Here is a 17409-nt window from a genome sequence, read left to right as displayed (position 1 = left end):
GATGTCGCTCAATGCCGGGTGGAGTTGGGGGGGATGTCGAAGTCGCTCTCCAGGCCGCTGGCCGGTGCGTCTTCATCGTCGGAATCGGGTTGCGCCCAGAACAGGCGGTCGGGCAGCACATGCCCCATGCCGGGGCGAAAGCCATGCTCCAGGCAGCGGTCGAGGTAGCTCAGCGCCTCGGTGACTGCTTCGTTGAGCTCGGTTCCGCTGGCAATCAGGGCCGCCAGTGCCGCGGACAGGGTGTCACCGGCGCCGGTAAAAATCGCCTCAAAGCGCTCAAACTTCTCGCTGCACAGCACCGCCGTGGGCGAGGCCAGCACGTTGTCGATGAACTGGTCGGGCAAGGCAATGCCGGTGACCAGCGTGTAGGGCACGCCGAAGGTGTTGGCCGCCTTGGCAATGTCGCGCGCGGTCGGGCTTTTGCTGGAAGACCAGTCCGGCAGCAGCCAGCGGCACAGGGTGCTGTGGTTGCCCACCAGCAGGGTGGTTTGCGGCAGCAGCAGTTCGGTGCAGGCGTCCAGATACATGTCGATCTTGTCTTCCTCCCACCAGGAGAGGTCGGGCATGTAGGCCACCAGCGGGATGTCGGCGTAGTCCGAGGCCAGCTCCGCAATGGCCGATAGATTCTCGGGGGTGCCCACGAACCCCACCTTGAACACCTGCGCGGGTACGTCTTCCAGGATGACGCGGGCCTGCTCGGTCACCGCCTCGTCGTCCATGGAGAAGTGGTCCACGATTTCGGAGGTGTCGCGCACATAGGTGCCCGTTACTACCGGCAGGGCATGGGCACCCACCGAAGCTATGGCGGTGAGGTCGGCCGAGGTGCCGGAACTGCCGCTGGGGTCATTGGCATTGAAGGCCATCACGCAGGCGGAGGGGCCGTCGTCGTCGGTGTCATGTTCTGTTTCGGGGGATGGGGATGCCGACATCGAGAGACCTTGGTTGGGGTGGTTCGTCGTGCAGAGCGGCCTGGCCATGGCAGACCGTCTTTATTTTGACAAAACCCGCTCTATACAATCATCTCATTCTATTTGAAGGCCCGATACGCTGTGACTGACCCTACTACCTGGATGTGCTTGATTTGCGGATGGATTTACGACGAGGTTGCAGGGGCTCCGGACCACGGAATCGCACCCGGAACCTTGTGGGCAGACGTCCCCATGAACTGGACCTGCCCTGAGTGCGGCGCCCGCAAAGAAGACTTCGAGATGGTGCAAATTTGAGTCCACACGCACTGTGTGGATCCGGCAAGCACTGACCTTCCACACATGCTCCGGAGTGCTGCCCCTTGAACACGAACGCCCCCACTTACAAAGTTCTGGTCATTGACGACAGCAACACCATCCGGCGCAGTGCCGAGATTTTTCTCAAGCAGGGCGGGCACGAAGTGCTGTTGGCCGACGACGGTTTTGATGCCTTGGCCAAGGTCAACGATTTCCAGCCGCACATTGTGTTTTGCGACATCCTGATGCCCCGTCTGGACGGCTACCAGACCTGCGCCATCATCAAACGCAACGCGCGCTTCTCCGGGGTGCCGGTTGTCATGCTCTCCTCGAAAGACGGTGTGTTTGACAAGGCGCGTGGCCGCATGGTCGGCGCGCAGGACTACCTCACCAAACCCTTTACCAAAGACCAGTTGCTGCAGTCCGTGCAGCAGCTCGGTGCCGCCATGCAAGGAGCTCACTGATGCCTATCCAGAACGTGCTGATTGTTGATGACTCCAAGACCGAGATCTTGTTTCTCACCCAGGTACTGCAAAAGCACGGCTTCAGCGTTCGCTCGGCGGAAGGCGCAGACGAGGCCATGCAGCGCCTCGAAGAAGAAAAGCCCCAACTCATATTGATGGACGTGGTGATGCCCGGGCAGAACGGTTTCCAGCTCACCCGCTCCATCAGCCGCAACCCGGAATACGCCGACATTCCGATCATCATTTGCAGCAGTAAAAACCTGGAGACCGACCGGGTGTGGGGCCTGCGCCAGGGCGCCAAGGACTACGTCACCAAACCGGTGGACCCCGCAGATTTACTCGCCAAGATCCGGTCCCTGGAATAGGGCCCACCACCCATGGCCAACAGAGAAGCACTGCGGGAGCTGCAGGCGCGGCTTGCCACCCGCCTGCAGGCGGCGAAAACCGAGGGCATGTCGGTCTCGTGGTTGGCAGTGATAGCTGGAGAGCACAGGCTGCTGTTTCCGCTGGCGCAGGCCGGTGAAATCGTTCCGCTCACGCACGCTCAGCCGGTGCCCTACACCGTGGGCTGGTTCCGCGGCATCGTCAATATCCGCGGGGGTTTGTTTGGTGTGGTCAATCTGGCTGGTTTTCTGGCCGGCGAGCTGGGTCTCCCCGCGCCGGTGGCGCCGTCGCCGGAGCCCAGCGTGGTCACCTTCAACGCGGCTCTGGACCTGAACTGTGCGCTGCAGGTGGACGCCTTGTCCGGCCTGCGCGGTGCCGACGCCTTCAGCCAATCGCGCGGCCCGGCAGAGGGCGCGCCGGATTATTTCGGCAATGTGCTGGTCGATGCAGAGGGCGACGACTGGCAGGAAATAAATTTACGCGTTCTCTCCCAATCTCCGCAGTTTCTGAGCATCAGCGCTTAATTCAACCGTAAGGCCCCACCATGTCCCTCGTTGATCAATTCAAAAGCCGCATTTTCCGAAAGGCCGCAGATTCGGACAGAGATGCGGTCTCCAGCACGGCCTACCAGGATTCTGAGCAAGCCCCAGAGAGCACGCTGTACCAAGCCACCGAGGTGTACGGCGGTGCAGCCACCCGCGCGACCAGCAGCCAGATGATTGATGTGCCCGTGATGGGCTTTCGCACGGTGCAAGAGCACCAGCGCAACCTGTTTCGTGTGTTGGGCGGCTCCTTGGTCTTCCTGGCGCTGGTCACGCTTTATGCGCTCAACCAGTCCGACAAGGTGGCCCAGCAGCTAGGCGCCACCGGCCAGTCTTTGATGCAGTCGCAGCGGCTGGCCAAATCGGTGTCGCAGGCCATGCAGGGCAACGCGGAGGCCTTTACCGATGTGAAGGAAAGCACCGAAGTGCTCACCAAATCGGTCATGGGCCTTAAGTCGGGCGACGACGCGCTCAATATCAGCGCCCTCAGTGACCGTTACGCTCTCGAGCTGCGGCAGGTGACTCCGCTGGTGGAGCGGGGGGACAAGAGCGCGCAGTCGGTGATTGCCCAGGAAAAAATGCTGCTCGACATCGGCGCTTCCTTGCGTCGGATTCGCGTCCAGTCGGCGGAGCTTTTGGAGGCGGCCAATGCTGTTGCCACACTCAAATTGCAACTGGGCGCGCCTGCTGCCGAGGTCGCCGCCGCGGGGCAGTTGCTGATGCTGACGCAGCGCATTGGCAAGTCCGCCGGCGAGTTCATGGCGGTGGAAGGCGGTAACGCCGAAGCGCTGGCCCAGCTGGGCCGGGACCTGGATACCTTCAAAGACATCTCATCAGGGCTTCTTTCAGGCAGTGCGGAGCTCAAGCTCGGCGCCACCAAAGATGCGGCCACCCGTGCGAAGCTGGAATCCCTGATCAAGCTCTATGAAGAAACCCGTGCGCAATCTGTCGCGCTGCTTAGCAACGTGCAGGGCATGGTGGCTGCGCGCGCTGCGCAAGGTTTGATTTTGGAAGACAGCGAGCCCCTGCGCCGCAGCCTGCAGGAGTTGCAGGGCAAGCTGTCCGGTGACGCCGGAATCAGCGGTTTTGTCCTGGTGCTGCTGGTGCTGGCGGCTGCCATTGCCTTGGCCAGCGCGGCTGGCCTGTCGTATGTGCAGCTGCAGGACAGCCGCATCCGCGAGCAGGATGCGGACGCCCAGCGCGTGGATGCCGAGCGCCTGCAGCTTGAGGCCAAGCGGGTGAATGACGCCAACCAGGCCGCTATTTTGCGACTGATGAACGAACTGCAAACTGTGGCTGAAGGCGACCTGACCCAGGAAGCCACGGTGACCGAGGACATCACCGGCGCGATTGCAGACTCGGTGAACTACACCGTGGAAGAGTTGCGCTCGCTGGTGGAAAACGTGCAAAACACCGCCTCCCGCGTGGCGCAAACCACCGCCGGTGTGGACGCCACCTCCACCGAGCTGCTGGCGGCCTCGAACGAGCAGCTGCTTGAAATTCGTGAGACCGGTAAGTCGGTGCTGGACATGGCCGGACGCATTAACGAGGTGTCCACCCAGGCGCAGGAGTCTGCCGCAGTGGCGCGCCAGTCGCTGGAGGCTGCGGAGTCCGGTCTGCAGGCGGTACAAAACACCATCGGCGGCATGAACTCCATCCGCGATCAGATCCAGGAAACCTCCAAGCGCATCAAGCGCCTGGGTGAGTCCTCGCAAGAGATCGGCGAAATCACCGAGCTGATTTCCGACATTACCGAGCAGACCAACGTATTGGCCCTGAACGCTGCCATTCAAGCCGCCTCCGCAGGAGAAGCCGGTAGGGGCTTTTCGGTGGTGGCGGAAGAAGTACAGCGACTCGCCGAACGCTCTGCGGACGCCACCCGCCAGATCTCGGCGCTGGTGAAAGCCATTCAGACCGACACGCAAGACGCCATCGGCGCGATGGAGCGCTCCACGCTGGGTGTGGTGGAGGGGGCCAAGCTCTCCGACAACGCGGGCACGGCGCTGACCGAAATTGACCGGGTTTCCCGCCGCGTGGCCGACCTGATTGAGCAGATCTCAAACGCGGCGTCCCGCGAGGCGCTGCTGGCGAATGAGGTGGCTGAGAGCATCCAGCACATCTTTGCGGTGACCGAGCAGACCGGTGAGGGCACCCGGGTGACCGCCAATCAGGTTCGTGAGCTCTCCACCATGGCCGAAGAGTTGCGCCGGTCGGTGTCCCGGTTCAAGATTGCCTGATCCGCGCACAGCCCCGCCTATCCGCGCCACGCGTGATCGCCCCGTGAACCCCTGAAGAGGCCCAAGCCATGTCGTCATCACTTGTCGCTCACCAAGGTCAGCCGCTTTCGCAGGCCGATCTGGGGCCTTTGGCGTGGGTTCTGGAAGAGCTGCGCAAGTCGCTCGATGGCGCGACCAAAGCGGTTCGCCGTTTTGTGCGCGACGCCGAGCTGGCCCAGAGCTCGGACCCCAGCCTGCTCGATGCCAGCCACCTTCGCATCGCTCGCCAGCAGTTGCACCAGTCGGCAGGCGCGCTGGAGATGATCGGCCTGGAGGCGCCCGCCAAGTTCCTGCGGGCGATGGAGGTTCTGGCGCACAAGTGTGTTCAGCGCCCTGAGATCTGCAACGATGCGGTCGCCGGTTGCCTCGAGCGGGCGAGCTTCGCGCTCAACGAATATCTGGAAGGGTTGCTCAAGGGCAAGTCAGCCTCTCCGGTCGCGCTGTTTCCGCAATATAAGGCCCTGCTGGATCTGGGTGGCGCCGAACGTATTCACCCGGCAGACCTCTGGGTTTCCGGCTGGGAGTGGAAGCCCCTTGCCCTCCCCGAAGGTGCCAAGCCGCACACGACGGGCCCGGAGCTGCGCGGCGAGGTGGACCACGCCATCCTCCGCTTGATGAAATACCAGGACCCGGCTGCGGCGCGACGCTTGCAAGCGCTCAGTGTCGGCCTGGCTGCGGCGGCGCAGTCCGTCGAGGAGCAAGCGTTCTGGATGCTGGGCGCTGCCTACTTCGAGGGCACCTCGTACAAGCTTTTTGAAGACGACATCTATACCAAGCGGACCGCCTCCCGCATCTTGCAGCAGTATGTGGCCCGGTCCAAGGGCCGCAGCGCGGTGTCCGAGCGGCTGGCGCAAGACATTGTTTTTTTCTGCTCGCGGGCAAATCCCGCTGATGTTTCGAAGGCCCCCACGGTGGCGGCGGTACGCCTGGCTTATGGGCTGACTGACAGCCCTGCGGTGGACTACGCGCACGAGCAATTCGGCCGCTTTGATCCCGCTCTGTTGGTGCTGGCACGCAAGCGCATTGCAGCCGCCGCCGAAACCTGGTCGGCGCTGGCCGGCGGTGACCTGAACCGCCTGAAGGCCGCGGGCGAGCAGTTTGCCGCGGTGTCGGATGTGGTTATCAAACTGCACGGGGAGAGTGCCGTGTTGGCCCGCGCCCTGACATCCGCCGTCGATGCTGCGGTCCGCTCAGGCGCCTCTCCCTCGCCCGCCTTGGCCATGGAGGTGGCCACGGCGGTGCTGTATCTTGAAGCCGCCTACGACGACTTGGACCCCGCCGACAACCAGATGGCCGAGCGCGGCGCCCGCCTGGCGCAGCGCCTGCAGCGCGTCATGGCCGGCGGCCTGGCCGAGCCCCTCGAGGCGTGGATGGAAGACCTCTACCGCCGGGTAAGCGAGCGTCAGACCATGGGCAGCGTGGTCAATGAGTTACGCGGCACGCTGGACGAGGTGGAGAAAGCGCTCGACCAGTTCTTCCGGGATCCCGGCGACAACACCCCCCTGCGCGAAGTGCCCAGCCAGCTGTCGCAGATGCGCGGAGTTTTTTCTGTGCTGGGGCTGGACCAGCCGGCGCTGGCCGCCTTGCGCATCCGCAGCAGCGTGGAGCAGTTCATGGTCGACACGGTGGACGCCGCCACCGCCCGCACCGGCATTTTTGAAAAGCTGGGCAACAGCCTGGGCGCCTTGGGGTTCCTTATCGACATGCTGAGCTACCAGCGTGCCCTGGCCAGGACACTGTTTGAGTACGACGAGCTTGCCGGCGAATTCCGCCCGCTCATGGGCCGTGAACGTGAAGCCATTCCTGCGCCTGCCGCCGCAGCTCCGGCCGCTGCGGCTCCGGGGCGGGAGCCGGCTGACGACGACGGCGAACTCCTCGATGTCTTTTTGCAGGAGTCGCGCGAGGTGCTGTTGAAAGGGCAGGAGGCCCTTGCTGCGCTGCGCGCGGAGCCGACCAACCTGGCCGACCAGACCACTTTGCGCCGTGCGTTTCACACCCTCAAGGGCAGCTCTCGGATGGTCGGCCTGCACGATTTCGGCGAAGCTGCCTGGGCCTATGAGCAGTTGCTCAACGCCAACCTGGCCGATCACAAGCCCGCCAGCGAGGCGCTAATGACCAGCAGCACCGAGGCGCTGGCCGCTCTGGCTCGCTGGTCGCAAGCGATTGCGGCGGGCGACGCCTCGGCCTGGAGCCCCGCCGAATTCCGTAAGACCGCGGACGCCTTGCGATTGGGCGGCGAATGGCTGCCCCTGCAGGTTCCGCCCGACGCGCTGGATGCGGAGCCGGAACCCGAGGTGGTGCTGGAGTTCCCACCGATGGAAGAGGCGCTGGAAGTGGCGATAGCGCCTGAGCCTGAGCCTGAGCCCGTCGCCAGCCCGGCTCCTGCCGAGCCGCAGGTTCAGGAGCTGGACGATTGGCCCGACATGGAGGATGCCGAGGAAGTGGCTCCCGCCGTCGAGGTCAAACCGGCCGCCGTGCTCGAAGCAGAGAGCCTGCTCGATAGTTTGGAGTTCAGCCTCGACGACTTTGACTTCGATGAGCCTGACGACATTCCAGCGGCGGCAACCCCGGCCGATCCGCTTGACACCGATGCCGTCGAGGTCATCGAGCTGGGCGAAGAGGAGCCGCAGGATGAGGGAATCAAGGTCATTGGCTCCTTGCGCATCAGTATTCCGCTCTACAACGTCTACCTCAACGAGGCCGATGAATGGTCCCGCCGTTTGCAGACTGAGCTCGGCGAATGGTCGATCGAGCTGGCGGCTCCGGTCTCGGATTCGGTGATTTCTCTGTCGCATTCGCTCTTGGGCAGCTCGTCCACCGTGGGATTCATGGAGCTGTCCAATCTGGCCCGATTGCTGGAGCAGGCGCTGCAGCATGTTCAGCTGCACCGCCAGATCCGCACCGAGCATGCCGCTGTTTTTTGCGACGCCGCGCAAGAGATTCGTCGCCTGTTGCACCAGTTTGCCGCCGGTTTCGTCAAAGAGGCCGATCCGGTTGTGCTCGAAGCCCTGCACGCCATCATCGACACCGAGTTTGCGGCTGGCGAGCCCGACGCGGTGTCGGCCGGGGAGCCTGATCAGCCCGTCGCCCTGCCGGTGGCTGCGCCCTTGCGGGTGCTGGATGCACAAGACGTGGCGCTGGAGTCGCAAGACAGCATTGACCCCGACCTGCTGCTTATTTTTGAAGAAGAGGCCGCAGAGCTCATGCCCCAACTGGGCGCGGCCTTGCGCGAATGGGTGGCCAGCCCCGAGCAGCCCGGCCCGCGGCGTGCGGTCTTGCGCCTGCTTCACACCCTCAAGGGCAGCGCCCGGTTGGCCGGCGCTATGCGCTTTGGCGAAATGGCGCACCGCATGGAGTCTTCCATCGAGCAACTGGGCTCCGAAGGCTTGCAAACCGTGCAGCTCGAGCCATTGCTGACGCGGTTCGATGCCCTGCAGGCCACGCTGGACGCGCTGGCTCAAACAGGGGTGGATGCGCCCGATGAAACCCCTGCCCGGCCCGAAGCTGGCGCGGCCAGCCCCGCCCTGCCGGTGGACACGGCGCAAGCCAAGTCCCGCCCGCTGGTCCATGCGCCGGCGTCCTTCCTGCCGCGGGCGCAGGCCCACCAGACGGTACGGGTGCGTGCGCAGTTGTTGGACCGCCTGGTGAACCAGGCCGGCGAGGTGATGATGTCGCGCTCCCGGATGGACGAGCGCTTGGGGCAGTTGAAATCGTCGCTTGGCGAGCTCACCGGCAACCTGGACCGTTTGCGCCAGCAGCTTCGCGATGTGGAGCTGCAGGCCGAGTCGCAGATGCAGTCCCGCCTGGCACAGACCAAAGATTCCGCGCAGGGCTTTGACCCGCTGGAGTTCGACCGGTTTACCCGCGTGCAGGAACTCACCCGGATGATGGCCGAGTCGGTGAATGACGTGGCTACCGTGCAACGCGCCCTGATGCGTTCAGTGGAAGGCACCGAAGATGACCTCGTGGCCCAGGCCCGTCAGGCCCGCGAGCTGCAAAAAGATTTGTTGCGCACCCGCATGGTGGAGTTCGACAGCATTGCCGACCGCCTTTATGGTGTGGTCCGGCAGGCGGCTAAAGATGCAGGCAAGCAGGTGAAGCTGGACATTGCCGGCGGCTCTATCGAGGTGGATCGCGGCGTGCTCGACCGCATGGCGGCGGCCTTTGAGCACCTGTTGCGCAATGCGGTAGCCCACGGCATCGAGGCCCCTGCGCAGCGCACCCGGCTTGGCAAGCCCGCCACCGGCACCATCAGCATTGCGTTGCAGCAAGAGAGTAATGACATCATTGTGCGCTTCAGCGACGACGGCGCGGGCCTCGATATGGAAGGCATTCTTGCCAAGGCGCGGGCCAATGGCCTGGTCGGCCCGGAAGACACTTTGAGTGTGGCCGACGCCGCCAACCTGATCTTCGCCCCCGGGTTTTCGACGGCGGATGTGGTGACCGAACTCTCCGGCCGCGGCATCGGCATGGACGTGGTTCGATCCGAGGTGCAGGCCTTGGGCGGGCGCATCGAGACCCAAACCGAAGTCCATGTGGGCACCACCTTTGCGCTGGTGCTGCCGCTCACCACGGCGGTGACGCAGGTGGTGATCATGCGCATGGGGGACTACTCCATCGGCGTGCCGGCCAGCCTGATGGAAACCGTGCTGCGCGTGCCTGCGGGACAGGTGGAGGCGGCGTATGCATCCCAGAGTTTTGAGTTTGGCGGGGAGCAGGTGCCCTTTTATTGGGGCGGCGCATTGCTGCAGACCTCGGCGCGCAGCGAGGAGCCGGCGGGCAAGACCCGGCCGGTGGCTATTTTCCGCAGCGCGGGGCAGCGCCTGGCCGCCCACATTGACGAGGTCTTGGGCAACCGCGAAGTGGTGGTCAAGAACCTTGGGCCGCAGCTCGCGCGCCTGCCCGGTCTCTCGGGCATGTCGGTGTTGGCCTCGGGCGCGGTGGTGCTGATTTACAACCCCGTGGCGCTGGTCTCGGTGTATGGCGATCAGGCCCGCGCACTGGCGCATGGCCACAGCGCCGATGAGGTCGCGCGCTTGGCTGCGGCAAGCCCGCCGGCGGCAGACGGCCCGGCCTTGGCCGGCAGCGCAGCGCCCAAGCTGCCGCTGGTGATGGTGGTGGACGACTCCATTACCGTGCGCCGCGTCACCCAGCGACTGCTCAAGCGAGAGGGCTACCGGGTGGTGCTGGCAAATGACGGCCTGCAAGCCCTCGAGCGCCTGCAGGAGGAGGCACCGGTGGTCGTGCTCACCGACATCGAAATGCCCCGCATGGACGGCTTCGACCTGGCCCGCAACATCCGCGCCGACGCCAAGCTCAGCAAGCTGCCCATCATCATGATCACGTCCCGGATTGCTGAAAAGCACCGCGAACACGCCCGCAGCCTGGGCGTGGACCACTACCTCGGCAAGCCCTACTCGGAAGACGAGCTGCTGGCGCTGGTGCGTGATTACTGCGCGCTGGCGCCGGTGGAGGCGTCTGCGGATTTCTTGAGAAAGCCGTAGCGAGCGAGCGTGCGGGCCCGGGCCTCGCTGTGGTCGACCACCGGCTGCGGGTAGTTGTCACCCAGCCGCACACCGGCCATCTCCAACTCCAGCGGTTTGGCTAGCCACGGCGCATGAATCGCCTTGTCAGACAGGGCTGACAGCTGCGGCAGGTAGCGGCGAATGAATTTGCCTTGCGCGTCAAACTTTTCGCTCTGCGTGACCGGGTTGAAGATGCGGAAATAGGGCTGCGCATCGCAGCCACTGGAGGCCACCCACTGCCAGCCGCCGTTGTTGGCTGCGAGGTCAAAGTCGTTCAGCTGCAGGGCAAAGTAGCGCTCGCCCCAGCGCCAGTCCAGCCCGAGGTGCTTGACGAGAAAACTGCCCGCCACCATGCGCAGGCGGTTGTGCATGTAGCCGGTCTGGTTGATCTGCGCCATGGCGGCGTCGACGATGGGGTAGCCGGTGCGCCCTTGGCACCATGCCTGGTAGAGGGCTTGCGCGCGCTCCCCCTGCTCCCAAACAATGGCGTCGTAGTCGGGCTTGAAGGCGCTCTGCGCCACCTGCGGGTAGTTGGCAAGAATCTGGAAATAAAAATCCCGCCAGGCCAGCTCGGCCAGCCACACCGAAGCCCCCTCGCTGCCCGCGCGCAAGCGCTCAAGTGCGAGGTTGACCAGCGTGCGGATGGAGACCGTGCCAAAGCGCAGATGCACCCCCAGATAGCTGGGCCCCTTGACGCTGGGAAAATTGCGGGTCTCGCCATAGCGGTCCATGCGGGGGAGAAAGTCCTCCAAGAGCGCTGCGCCGGCCGCCGCGCCGCCGCGAATTCCGAGCGCTGAGAGGTTGCTTGCTTCAAAACCGATAGCGCTCAGCGCAGGCAGCGCAAGGGTTTCAGCCGGAAAAGGCTCTAATTTTGAGGTGGATGATGTTTCCGATGTTTCGGTCGTTTGGAGACGGGGCAACTCCCCCAGTCCCATCAGCTTGCGCTCTGGCTGGGTCAGGCTATGCGTGGCCACCGGCTCCGCGCCGATTCGAGCCAGCCAGGCCCGGTGGTAGGGGCTGAACACGCCATAGGGCCGCCCGGTTTGGGTGAGCACCTCGCGCTCCTCAAAAATCACCTGGTCCTTGACCAGCACCAGTTGCCGGCCGCGGTGCAGCAGTTGCTGTTGTATTGCTGTGTCTCGCGCCACCGCCGAGGGCTCGTAGTCGCGCGCTGCAAACACCGCATCTGCGCCCACGGCGTCAGCCAGCCGGGGGATGGCGGTCTCTGCCAGGTCGTGCAGGGCCAGCAAGACTTGGCCCGGCCTGCCACGCAGGGCCTGCAGATCGGCGTCCAGCGTGGCGAGCGATTCGTGGATGAATTCCACCCGCCGGTCCTGCCGCGGCAGGGCGTCCAGAATCGCGGTGTCGTAGACAAAAACGCAGATGACGGCGTCGCAGCAAGCGGTGGCGCGGGCCAGGGCGGCGTTGTCGTCAGAGCGCAAATCGCGCCGGAACCAAACCAGCCCTTTGGAGAATTGTGTGTGCATGTCAGCCGCTAAAATCAAACCATGTCCGGCGATTCTGCACCTTTCAACCTCACCAATCACTTTCTGATTGCCATGCCCGGACTGGAAGACGAATTGTTCGGCAAGAGCGTGGTTTATGTGTGCGAACACTCTGAGCGCGGCGCGCTGGGGCTGGTCATCAACAAGCCGGCCGACATGGCACTCACCGCGCTGTTTGACAAGATTGATTTGCCCCTGCACCGTGCCGATTTGCTGGGCCAGAATGTGTTTCAGGGCGGGCCGGTGCAGACCGAGCGCGGCTTTGTGCTGCATGAGTCGGTGGTAGCTGAGGGGCAGGGCGAGGACGAGTCGCTGTATTCATCCACCATGACGATTCCCGGCGGGCTGGAGATGACCACCTCCAAAGACGTGCTCGAGGCCCTGTCCATGGGCTCGGGCCCCAAGCGGGTGCTGGTGTCTTTGGGCTATGCGGCCTGGGGCGAGGGGCAGCTGGAGACCGAGTTGGGCGAAAACAGCTGGCTCACCGTGGCGGCTGATCAGGCGCTTATTTTTGAGACGCCGGTCGATCAGCGCTACGAGCGCGCTCTGGGTTTGCTGGGCCTGCAGTCGTGGATGATTTCGCAGCAGGCGGGGCACGCATGAGCGGGCAGGCAGCACCTGCAAGCTCTGCGACCCAGCCCCCATCGCCCCCCGTGCCCGCCGACCTGACTACCTTTATCGCATTCGACTTCGGCCTTAAACGTACAGGTGTTGCGGTGGGTAACCGGCTTTTGCGCACTGCGCAGCCCCAGGGCTCCATCCACGCCGAGGGCAACGCCCGTTTTGACGGCGTTGCCGCCAAGCTGAAAGAGTGGCAGCCCGACGCCATCGTGATTGGTGTGCCCTACCACCCCGATGGCGCCGCGCACGACAACACCGCCCGTGCCAAGAAGTTCGGCCGTCAATTGCAGGGCCGCTTCGGGCTGCAGGTGTTTGAGGTGGACGAGCGTTACAGCACCACCGAGGCCCTGGCCAGCGGAGCCAAAGACGCCGATGCCGCTTCGGCCTGCATCATTCTTGAACAGTTTTTGAGGAGTCTGGAGTGACCACATTGACGAACGCCTCCGGGCCGTCCCACGGCGGGGGTGCCTTATTGCTGGACGCAGAAGCGCTGTACCGCGAGCTCCTGCGAGGTGTGCAGCAGTTGTGCCACGCCGATACCCGCCTGGTGGGCATCACATCCGGCGGCGCTTGGCTGGCCGAGCGGCTGCAGGCTGACTTGGCGCTGCCCGGGCGGCCCGGGGTGATTTCGTCGTCCATGCACCGCGACGACTTTGCCAAGCGCGGCCTGGCCTCCGGTGGCCAAACGCAACTGCCTTTTGAGGTGAACAGCGCCGATATTCTGGTGCTTGACGATGTGCTCTACACGGGGCGCACCCTGCGGGCGGTCATGAATGAGTTGTTTGACTTCGGCCGGCCCGCTCAGGTGCGGCTGGCGGTACTGGTAGACCGCGGAGGGCGGCAGCTGCCGGTGCAGCCGGACTTCGCGGCGGCGCGGGTCACGCTGGCGGCGCACCAGTCGCTCGCGCTGGCGCGCAGCACCGAGGGCGTGTTTTCCTTTGATGTGCAGGAGGCTTGAGCATGCTTTACAAGCGCAACCCGCAACTCAACAAACACGGTGAGCTGATTCACCTGCTCTCCACCGAAGGGCTGCCCAAGAACATCCTGACGCAGATTTTGGACACCGCCACCAACTTCGTCTCGGTCAACGACCGTGAAGTCAAGAAAGTCCCGCTGCTGCGGGGCAAGAGTGTTTTCAACCTGTTTTTTGAGAACTCCACCCGCACCCGCACCACCTTCGAGATTGCCGCTACGCGCCTGAGCGCGGATGTGATCAACCTCGACATCGCCCGCTCCAGCGCGTCCAAGGGCGAGTCGCTGCTCGACACCATTGCCAACCTCAGCGCCATGGCGGCGGATATGTTTGTGGTGCGCCACGGCGAGTCAGGCGCACCCTATCTGATTGCGCAGCATGTGGCGCCCCACGTGCACGTGATCAACGCCGGCGACGGCCGCCACGCCCACCCCACTCAGGGGCTGCTGGATATGTTCACCATCCGGCACTACAAAAAAGACTTTGCCAACCTCACGGTAGCCATCGTGGGCGATGTGTTGCACTCACGGGTGGCCCGCTCGGACATTCATGCCCTCACCACCCTGGGCTGCGCCGAAGTGCGGGTGGTGGGCCCCAAAACGCTGGTGCCTTCTGACTTGGCCCACCTGGGCGTGCGGGTGTGCCACACGCTGGAGGAGGGCATCAAAGACTGCGACGTGATCATCATGCTGCGCCTGCAAAACGAGCGCATGAGCGGCGCGCTGCTGCCCTCGATGCACGAATTCTTCAAGAGCTTCGGCCTCACGCCCGACAAGCTGCAACTGGCCAAGCCCGACGCCATCGTCATGCACCCCGGCCCCATCAACCGCGGTGTCGAGATTGACTCGGCGGTGGTGGACGGCAACCAGGCCGTGATCCTGCCGCAGGTGACGTTTGGTATTGCCGTGCGCATGGCGGTCATGAGCATCGTCGCGGGTAATGAGGCCTGAGGCCTGAGGCCTGAGGCCGGAATCGAGGACTGACGCTATGAAAATTTTGATCCAGGGCGGTCGCGTGATCGACCCCGCCAGCGGCACCGACCGGGTGGCCGATGTGGCCATCTCCGGCGGGCGCATTGTGTCCATCGGCAGCCTGCCCGAGGGCTTTCAGCCGCAGACCACCATCGTGGCCCAGCATTGCATCGTGGCCCCGGGGCTGGTCGATTTGTCGGTGCGCCTGCGCGAGCCCGGACATGAGCACGAAGGCATGCTGGCCTCGGAAATGGCTGCAGCCGTGGCCGGTGGCGTGACCAGCGTGGTGTGCCCGCCCGACACCGAGCCGGTGCTGGACGAGGCGGGGCTGGTGGAAATGCTGCGCCACCGCGCCGAGCGCCTGCACCAGGCGCGGGTGTTTCCGCTCGGCGCCCTGACCCGCAATCTGCAGGGCGAGGTGCTCACCGAGATGCTGCAACTCACCCAGGCCGGCTGCGTCGCTTTCAGCCAGGCCGAGGTGCCTTTGGTCAACACCCAGGTGACCCAGCGCGCCCTGCAGTACGCCAGCACCTTCGGCTACGCGGTGTGGCTGCGTCCGCAAGAGGCTTTTTTGGGCAAGGGCGTGGCCGCCAGCGGCCCGCTGGCCACGCGCATGGGCCTGAGCGGCGTGCCGGTGGCGGCCGAAACCATTGCCCTGCACACGATTTTTGAGCTGGTGCGTTCTACTGGCGCCCGGGTGCACCTGTGCCGCATCAGCAGCGCCGCCGGCGTGGAGCTGGTGCGCCAGGCCAAGCGCGAGGGCCTGCCGGTGACTTGCGATGTGAGTATCCACTCACTGCACCTCACCGATGTAGACATCGGTTACTTCGACAGCCGCATGCGCCTGAGCCCGCCTTTGCGCCAACAGCGCGACCGCGACGCCCTGCGCGCAGGCCTTGCCGATGGCACGATTGATGCTCTGGTGTCCGACCACACCCCCGCGGGCGAGGATGAAAAAAGCCTGCCCTTTGCTGAAGCGGTGCCCGGCGCCACCGGTCTGGAGCTGTTGCTGAGTCTGGCGCTCAAGTGGGCGACCGAGAGCGGGCTGGGCGTGGCCGACGCACTGGCCACCGTGACCTGCCGCTCGGCAGGCGTTTTGGGCAGCGCCCTGGGTACATTTGCCGCCAGCGCCGGCCGCCTGACCGAGGGCGGTGCCGCCGACATCTGCGTCTTTGACCCCGCCGCCCATTGGGTGGTGACGCCTTCAGCCCTGCGAAGCCAGGGCCGGCACACGCCGTTTGGCGGCTACGAATTGCCCGGTCGCGTCAGGGCGACGCTGGTGGCGGGCCGGGTGGCGTTTACCGCCGACTGAGGTTCATGCGAAGGCCGCTGCTCAGGCTCATGCGCCAACTCAGAGCCGGCTGGCGGCTGACCCGCGTCATCCTGCATTTGCTGACCGGCGCCTGGCGCATCAAGTTTGTGTTTCCGCGTCTGTCGGAAGCTGGGCGTTATGCACAAGTTCAGGCCTGGGCGCAGACCATGCTTGCGCGGCTAGCTATCAAATTGATAGTAGATGGTGCGCCGCCCAAGGCAGGGCCGGTGCTGCTGGCAGCCAACCACATCTCCTGGCTGGACATTGTGGTGATTCACGCGGCGCGGCATTGCCGCTTTATTTCTAAATCCGACGTCAAACACTGGCCGCTGGTCGGAACCCTGGCCACCGGCGCCGGCACTCTCTATATAGAGCGCGAATCCCGCCGGGATGCGATGCGCGTAGTGCACCACATGGCAGAGCGGCTGCAGGCCGGCGAGGTGCTGGCGGTTTTTCCGGAGGGGACAACCGGGGACGGCACCCAGGTGCTGCCATTTCACGCCAACTTGCTGCAAGCCGCCATTGCGGCCGGTGCGCCGGTGCAGCCGGTGGCGCTGCTTTTCAAAGACGCGCAGGGCCGGCAGAGCTTTGCGCCCTGCTACATCGGCGACGACACCCTGCTGGGCTCCCTCTGGCGCACGCTGTGCAGCGACGGAATTCAGGCGGTGGTGCGCTTTGGCGAAGCCCAAGCCGCCGCCGGCCGTGACCGCCGAGCTCTCGCCGCTGCCCTGCGCTGCGAGATCATTGCCCTGCGCCAGGGCTGATTTGCTCATCTTTTGATAGCTGCCTGCGCTTATCCGGCGGGCTGTGCATCTATCCGAACGGACTATTCCGCCCGCGAAAACCGCGCAGCCGGGGACAACGGTCTTTCCTTCAGCTTTGGCTCTTTGAGTGGAACAGTTCTGGAAAATACCGCCGGTTTGCAAAGCGGTAACGACTGGATGAACTACAAGGGCCAGGTCGCACTCAACGGCGCTACAGAGTTGATTTTCAGCGGCATCGGCACCTCAAACAGTTATGGCGGGTCCTTGGACAACGTGGCGGTGACCGCAGTCCCGGAACCCGAAACCTATGCCATGCTGCTCGCTGGCCTGGGTTTGATAGGCACCATAGCGCGTCGCCGCAAAGCCAGTTCCGCTGCATAAGCAAGCCTCATCTTGCAAACGACAACGGGGGCTTTGGCTCCCGTTTGTTTTTGGGGCTGATCGCATCCGGGGAGGCTTTCGAGCCGACTAAATGGTGCCTGAAAGAAACCCTATTCGGGCACACAGGCCTTACCAGGGCTGAAGCGATGTTATTTGGAAAATAAATCTAACCACTCGGTGCAGCGGTCAGGTTGACAGATAGCTCGAATTTTCCTGGAACGCTTCTTTCGCTGGGTAATCCCCCCGATTTCCACAGGACCTAAAAGTAGAACGGTTATGCAGCCATGGCCAGATGCTGCTTTGGGGTGAAACCGCCCAAGGCCATATTCGGGCGATCGTGATTGTAGGAGTACATCCACTTTGTGGCGTAGTCCTGAACCTCTTCAATGCTGGACCAGTAATACTGGGATAGCCATTCGTAGCGGACGGTTCTGTTGAACCGCTCGACATAAGCATTCTGTTGTGGCT

At 64.1% G+C, this 17409-nt stretch carries 16 protein-coding genes; 13 read left to right on the top strand and 3 right to left on the bottom strand.

Annotated features, from left to right (window positions below):
* Positions 1-8 precede the first annotated feature (8 nt).
* Positions 9-929 (bottom strand): bifunctional hydroxymethylpyrimidine kinase/phosphomethylpyrimidine kinase, encoded by a 921-nt coding sequence (locus tag Q0O05_RS01305; RefSeq protein ID WP_293660021.1) that lies wholly within the window; start codon positions 927-929, stop codon positions 9-11.
* A 120-nt stretch (positions 930-1049) separates the two neighbouring features.
* Here Q0O05_RS01305 and Q0O05_RS01300 point away from each other — a divergent pair, with 120 nt between their 5' ends.
* From Q0O05_RS01300 to Q0O05_RS01275, 6 genes are all read left to right on the top strand, one after another.
* Positions 1050-1223 carry a rubredoxin gene (locus tag Q0O05_RS01300; RefSeq protein WP_293660019.1) on the top strand — a complete coding sequence of 58 codons (174 nt, stop codon included), beginning with the start codon at positions 1050-1052 and terminating at the stop codon, positions 1221-1223.
* 65 nt (positions 1224-1288) lie between these two features.
* Positions 1289-1687, top strand: coding sequence for a response regulator (locus Q0O05_RS01295; RefSeq protein WP_293660018.1), 399 nt, complete (start codon positions 1289-1291; stop codon positions 1685-1687).
* Positions 1687-2052 (top strand): response regulator, encoded by a 366-nt coding sequence (locus Q0O05_RS01290; protein ID WP_293660017.1) that lies wholly within the window; start codon positions 1687-1689, stop codon positions 2050-2052. The genes Q0O05_RS01295 and Q0O05_RS01290 overlap by 1 nt, the downstream gene beginning before the upstream one ends.
* 12 nt (positions 2053-2064) lie before the next feature.
* Positions 2065-2595, top strand: a complete 531-nt coding sequence (locus tag Q0O05_RS01285; RefSeq protein ID WP_293660016.1) for a chemotaxis protein CheW — start codon at positions 2065-2067, stop codon at positions 2593-2595.
* Positions 2596-2615: 20 nt separating this feature from the next.
* Entirely contained in the window at positions 2616-4850 is a 2235-nt protein-coding gene (locus tag Q0O05_RS01280) for a methyl-accepting chemotaxis protein (protein ID WP_293660014.1), read from the top strand.
* A gap of 68 nt (positions 4851-4918) precedes the next feature.
* A complete protein-coding gene (locus tag Q0O05_RS01275; protein WP_293660013.1) occupies positions 4919-10393 on the top strand; it encodes an Hpt domain-containing protein in 5475 nt (1824 codons plus the stop codon).
* Here Q0O05_RS01275 and Q0O05_RS01270 read toward each other — a convergent pair.
* The gene (locus Q0O05_RS01270) at positions 10339-11901 is read right to left on the bottom strand and encodes a deoxyribodipyrimidine photo-lyase (protein ID WP_293660012.1); all 1563 of its coding nucleotides are present in this window, start codon (positions 11899-11901) and stop codon (positions 10339-10341) included. The two genes, Q0O05_RS01275 and Q0O05_RS01270, sit on opposite strands and share 55 nt — an antisense overlap.
* A 21-nt stretch (positions 11902-11922) precedes the next feature.
* Here Q0O05_RS01270 and Q0O05_RS01265 point away from each other — a divergent pair, with 21 nt between their 5' ends.
* Genes Q0O05_RS01265 through Q0O05_RS01235 form a run of 7 tightly spaced genes read left to right on the top strand, consistent with a single transcriptional unit; the run spans position 11923 to position 16941 of the window.
* Complete coding sequence (locus Q0O05_RS01265; protein ID WP_293660011.1) at positions 11923-12522, top strand: YqgE/AlgH family protein; 600 nt, start codon at positions 11923-11925, stop codon at positions 12520-12522.
* A complete protein-coding gene (gene ruvX / locus Q0O05_RS01260; protein WP_293660010.1) occupies positions 12519-12965 on the top strand; it encodes a Holliday junction resolvase RuvX in 447 nt (148 codons plus the stop codon). Before Q0O05_RS01265 ends, ruvX begins: the two co-directional genes overlap by 4 nt.
* A 5-nt stretch (positions 12966-12970) precedes the next feature.
* Positions 12971-13498 (top strand): bifunctional pyr operon transcriptional regulator/uracil phosphoribosyltransferase PyrR, encoded by a 528-nt coding sequence (pyrR, locus tag Q0O05_RS01255; protein ID WP_293660066.1) that lies wholly within the window; start codon positions 12971-12973, stop codon positions 13496-13498.
* Positions 13499-13500: 2 nt separating this feature from the next.
* Positions 13501-14463 carry an aspartate carbamoyltransferase catalytic subunit gene (locus Q0O05_RS01250; protein ID WP_293660009.1) on the top strand — a complete coding sequence of 321 codons (963 nt, stop codon included), beginning with the start codon at positions 13501-13503 and terminating at the stop codon, positions 14461-14463.
* Positions 14464-14500: 37 nt separating this feature from the next.
* Positions 14501-15796: a dihydroorotase gene (locus tag Q0O05_RS01245; RefSeq protein ID WP_293660008.1), complete on the top strand. Its 1296-nt coding sequence runs from the start codon at positions 14501-14503 to the stop codon at positions 15794-15796.
* 29 nt (positions 15797-15825) lie between these two features.
* Positions 15826-16560 carry a lysophospholipid acyltransferase family protein gene (locus Q0O05_RS01240; RefSeq protein ID WP_293660007.1) on the top strand — a complete coding sequence of 245 codons (735 nt, stop codon included), beginning with the start codon at positions 15826-15828 and terminating at the stop codon, positions 16558-16560.
* 12 nt (positions 16561-16572) lie between these two features.
* Positions 16573-16941: an FxDxF family PEP-CTERM protein gene (locus Q0O05_RS01235; protein ID WP_293660006.1), complete on the top strand. Its 369-nt coding sequence runs from the start codon at positions 16573-16575 to the stop codon at positions 16939-16941.
* Positions 16942-17215: 274 nt separating this feature from the next.
* Here Q0O05_RS01235 and Q0O05_RS01230 read toward each other — a convergent pair.
* Positions 17216-17409 (bottom strand): transposase (locus Q0O05_RS01230; RefSeq protein ID WP_293660005.1); only part of this gene is annotated, 194 nt, incomplete at its 5' end.

Source organism: Rhodoferax sp. OV413, from assembly GCF_945881795.1.
Classification (GTDB): Bacteria; Pseudomonadota; Gammaproteobacteria; order Burkholderiales; family Burkholderiaceae_C; genus Allorhodoferax.
This window is presented reverse-complemented; position numbering and strand designations above follow the sequence as displayed.

Excerpts from the sequence above, each read along its gene's own strand:
- Q0O05_RS01305 (WP_293660021.1), bottom strand. The coding sequence starts at position 929 with ATGTCGGCATCCCCATCCCCCGAAACAGAACATGACACCGACGACGAC.
- Q0O05_RS01290 (WP_293660017.1), top strand. The coding sequence starts at position 1,687 with ATGCCTATCCAGAACGTGCTGATTGTTGATGACTCCAAGACCGAGATC.
- Q0O05_RS01285 (WP_293660016.1), top strand. The coding sequence starts at position 2,065 with ATGGCCAACAGAGAAGCACTGCGGGAGCTGCAGGCGCGGCTTGCCACC.
- Q0O05_RS01280 (WP_293660014.1), top strand. The coding sequence starts at position 2,616 with ATGTCCCTCGTTGATCAATTCAAAAGCCGCATTTTCCGAAAGGCCGCA.
- Q0O05_RS01275 (WP_293660013.1), top strand. The coding sequence starts at position 4,919 with ATGTCGTCATCACTTGTCGCTCACCAAGGTCAGCCGCTTTCGCAGGCC.
- Q0O05_RS01270 (WP_293660012.1), bottom strand. The coding sequence starts at position 11,901 with ATGCACACACAATTCTCCAAAGGGCTGGTTTGGTTCCGGCGCGATTTG.
- Q0O05_RS01265 (WP_293660011.1), top strand. The coding sequence starts at position 11,923 with ATGTCCGGCGATTCTGCACCTTTCAACCTCACCAATCACTTTCTGATT.
- ruvX (WP_293660010.1), top strand. The coding sequence starts at position 12,519 with ATGAGCGGGCAGGCAGCACCTGCAAGCTCTGCGACCCAGCCCCCATCG.
- Q0O05_RS01250 (WP_293660009.1), top strand. The coding sequence starts at position 13,501 with ATGCTTTACAAGCGCAACCCGCAACTCAACAAACACGGTGAGCTGATT.
- Q0O05_RS01245 (WP_293660008.1), top strand. The coding sequence starts at position 14,501 with ATGAAAATTTTGATCCAGGGCGGTCGCGTGATCGACCCCGCCAGCGGC.
- Q0O05_RS01240 (WP_293660007.1), top strand. The coding sequence starts at position 15,826 with ATGCGCCAACTCAGAGCCGGCTGGCGGCTGACCCGCGTCATCCTGCAT.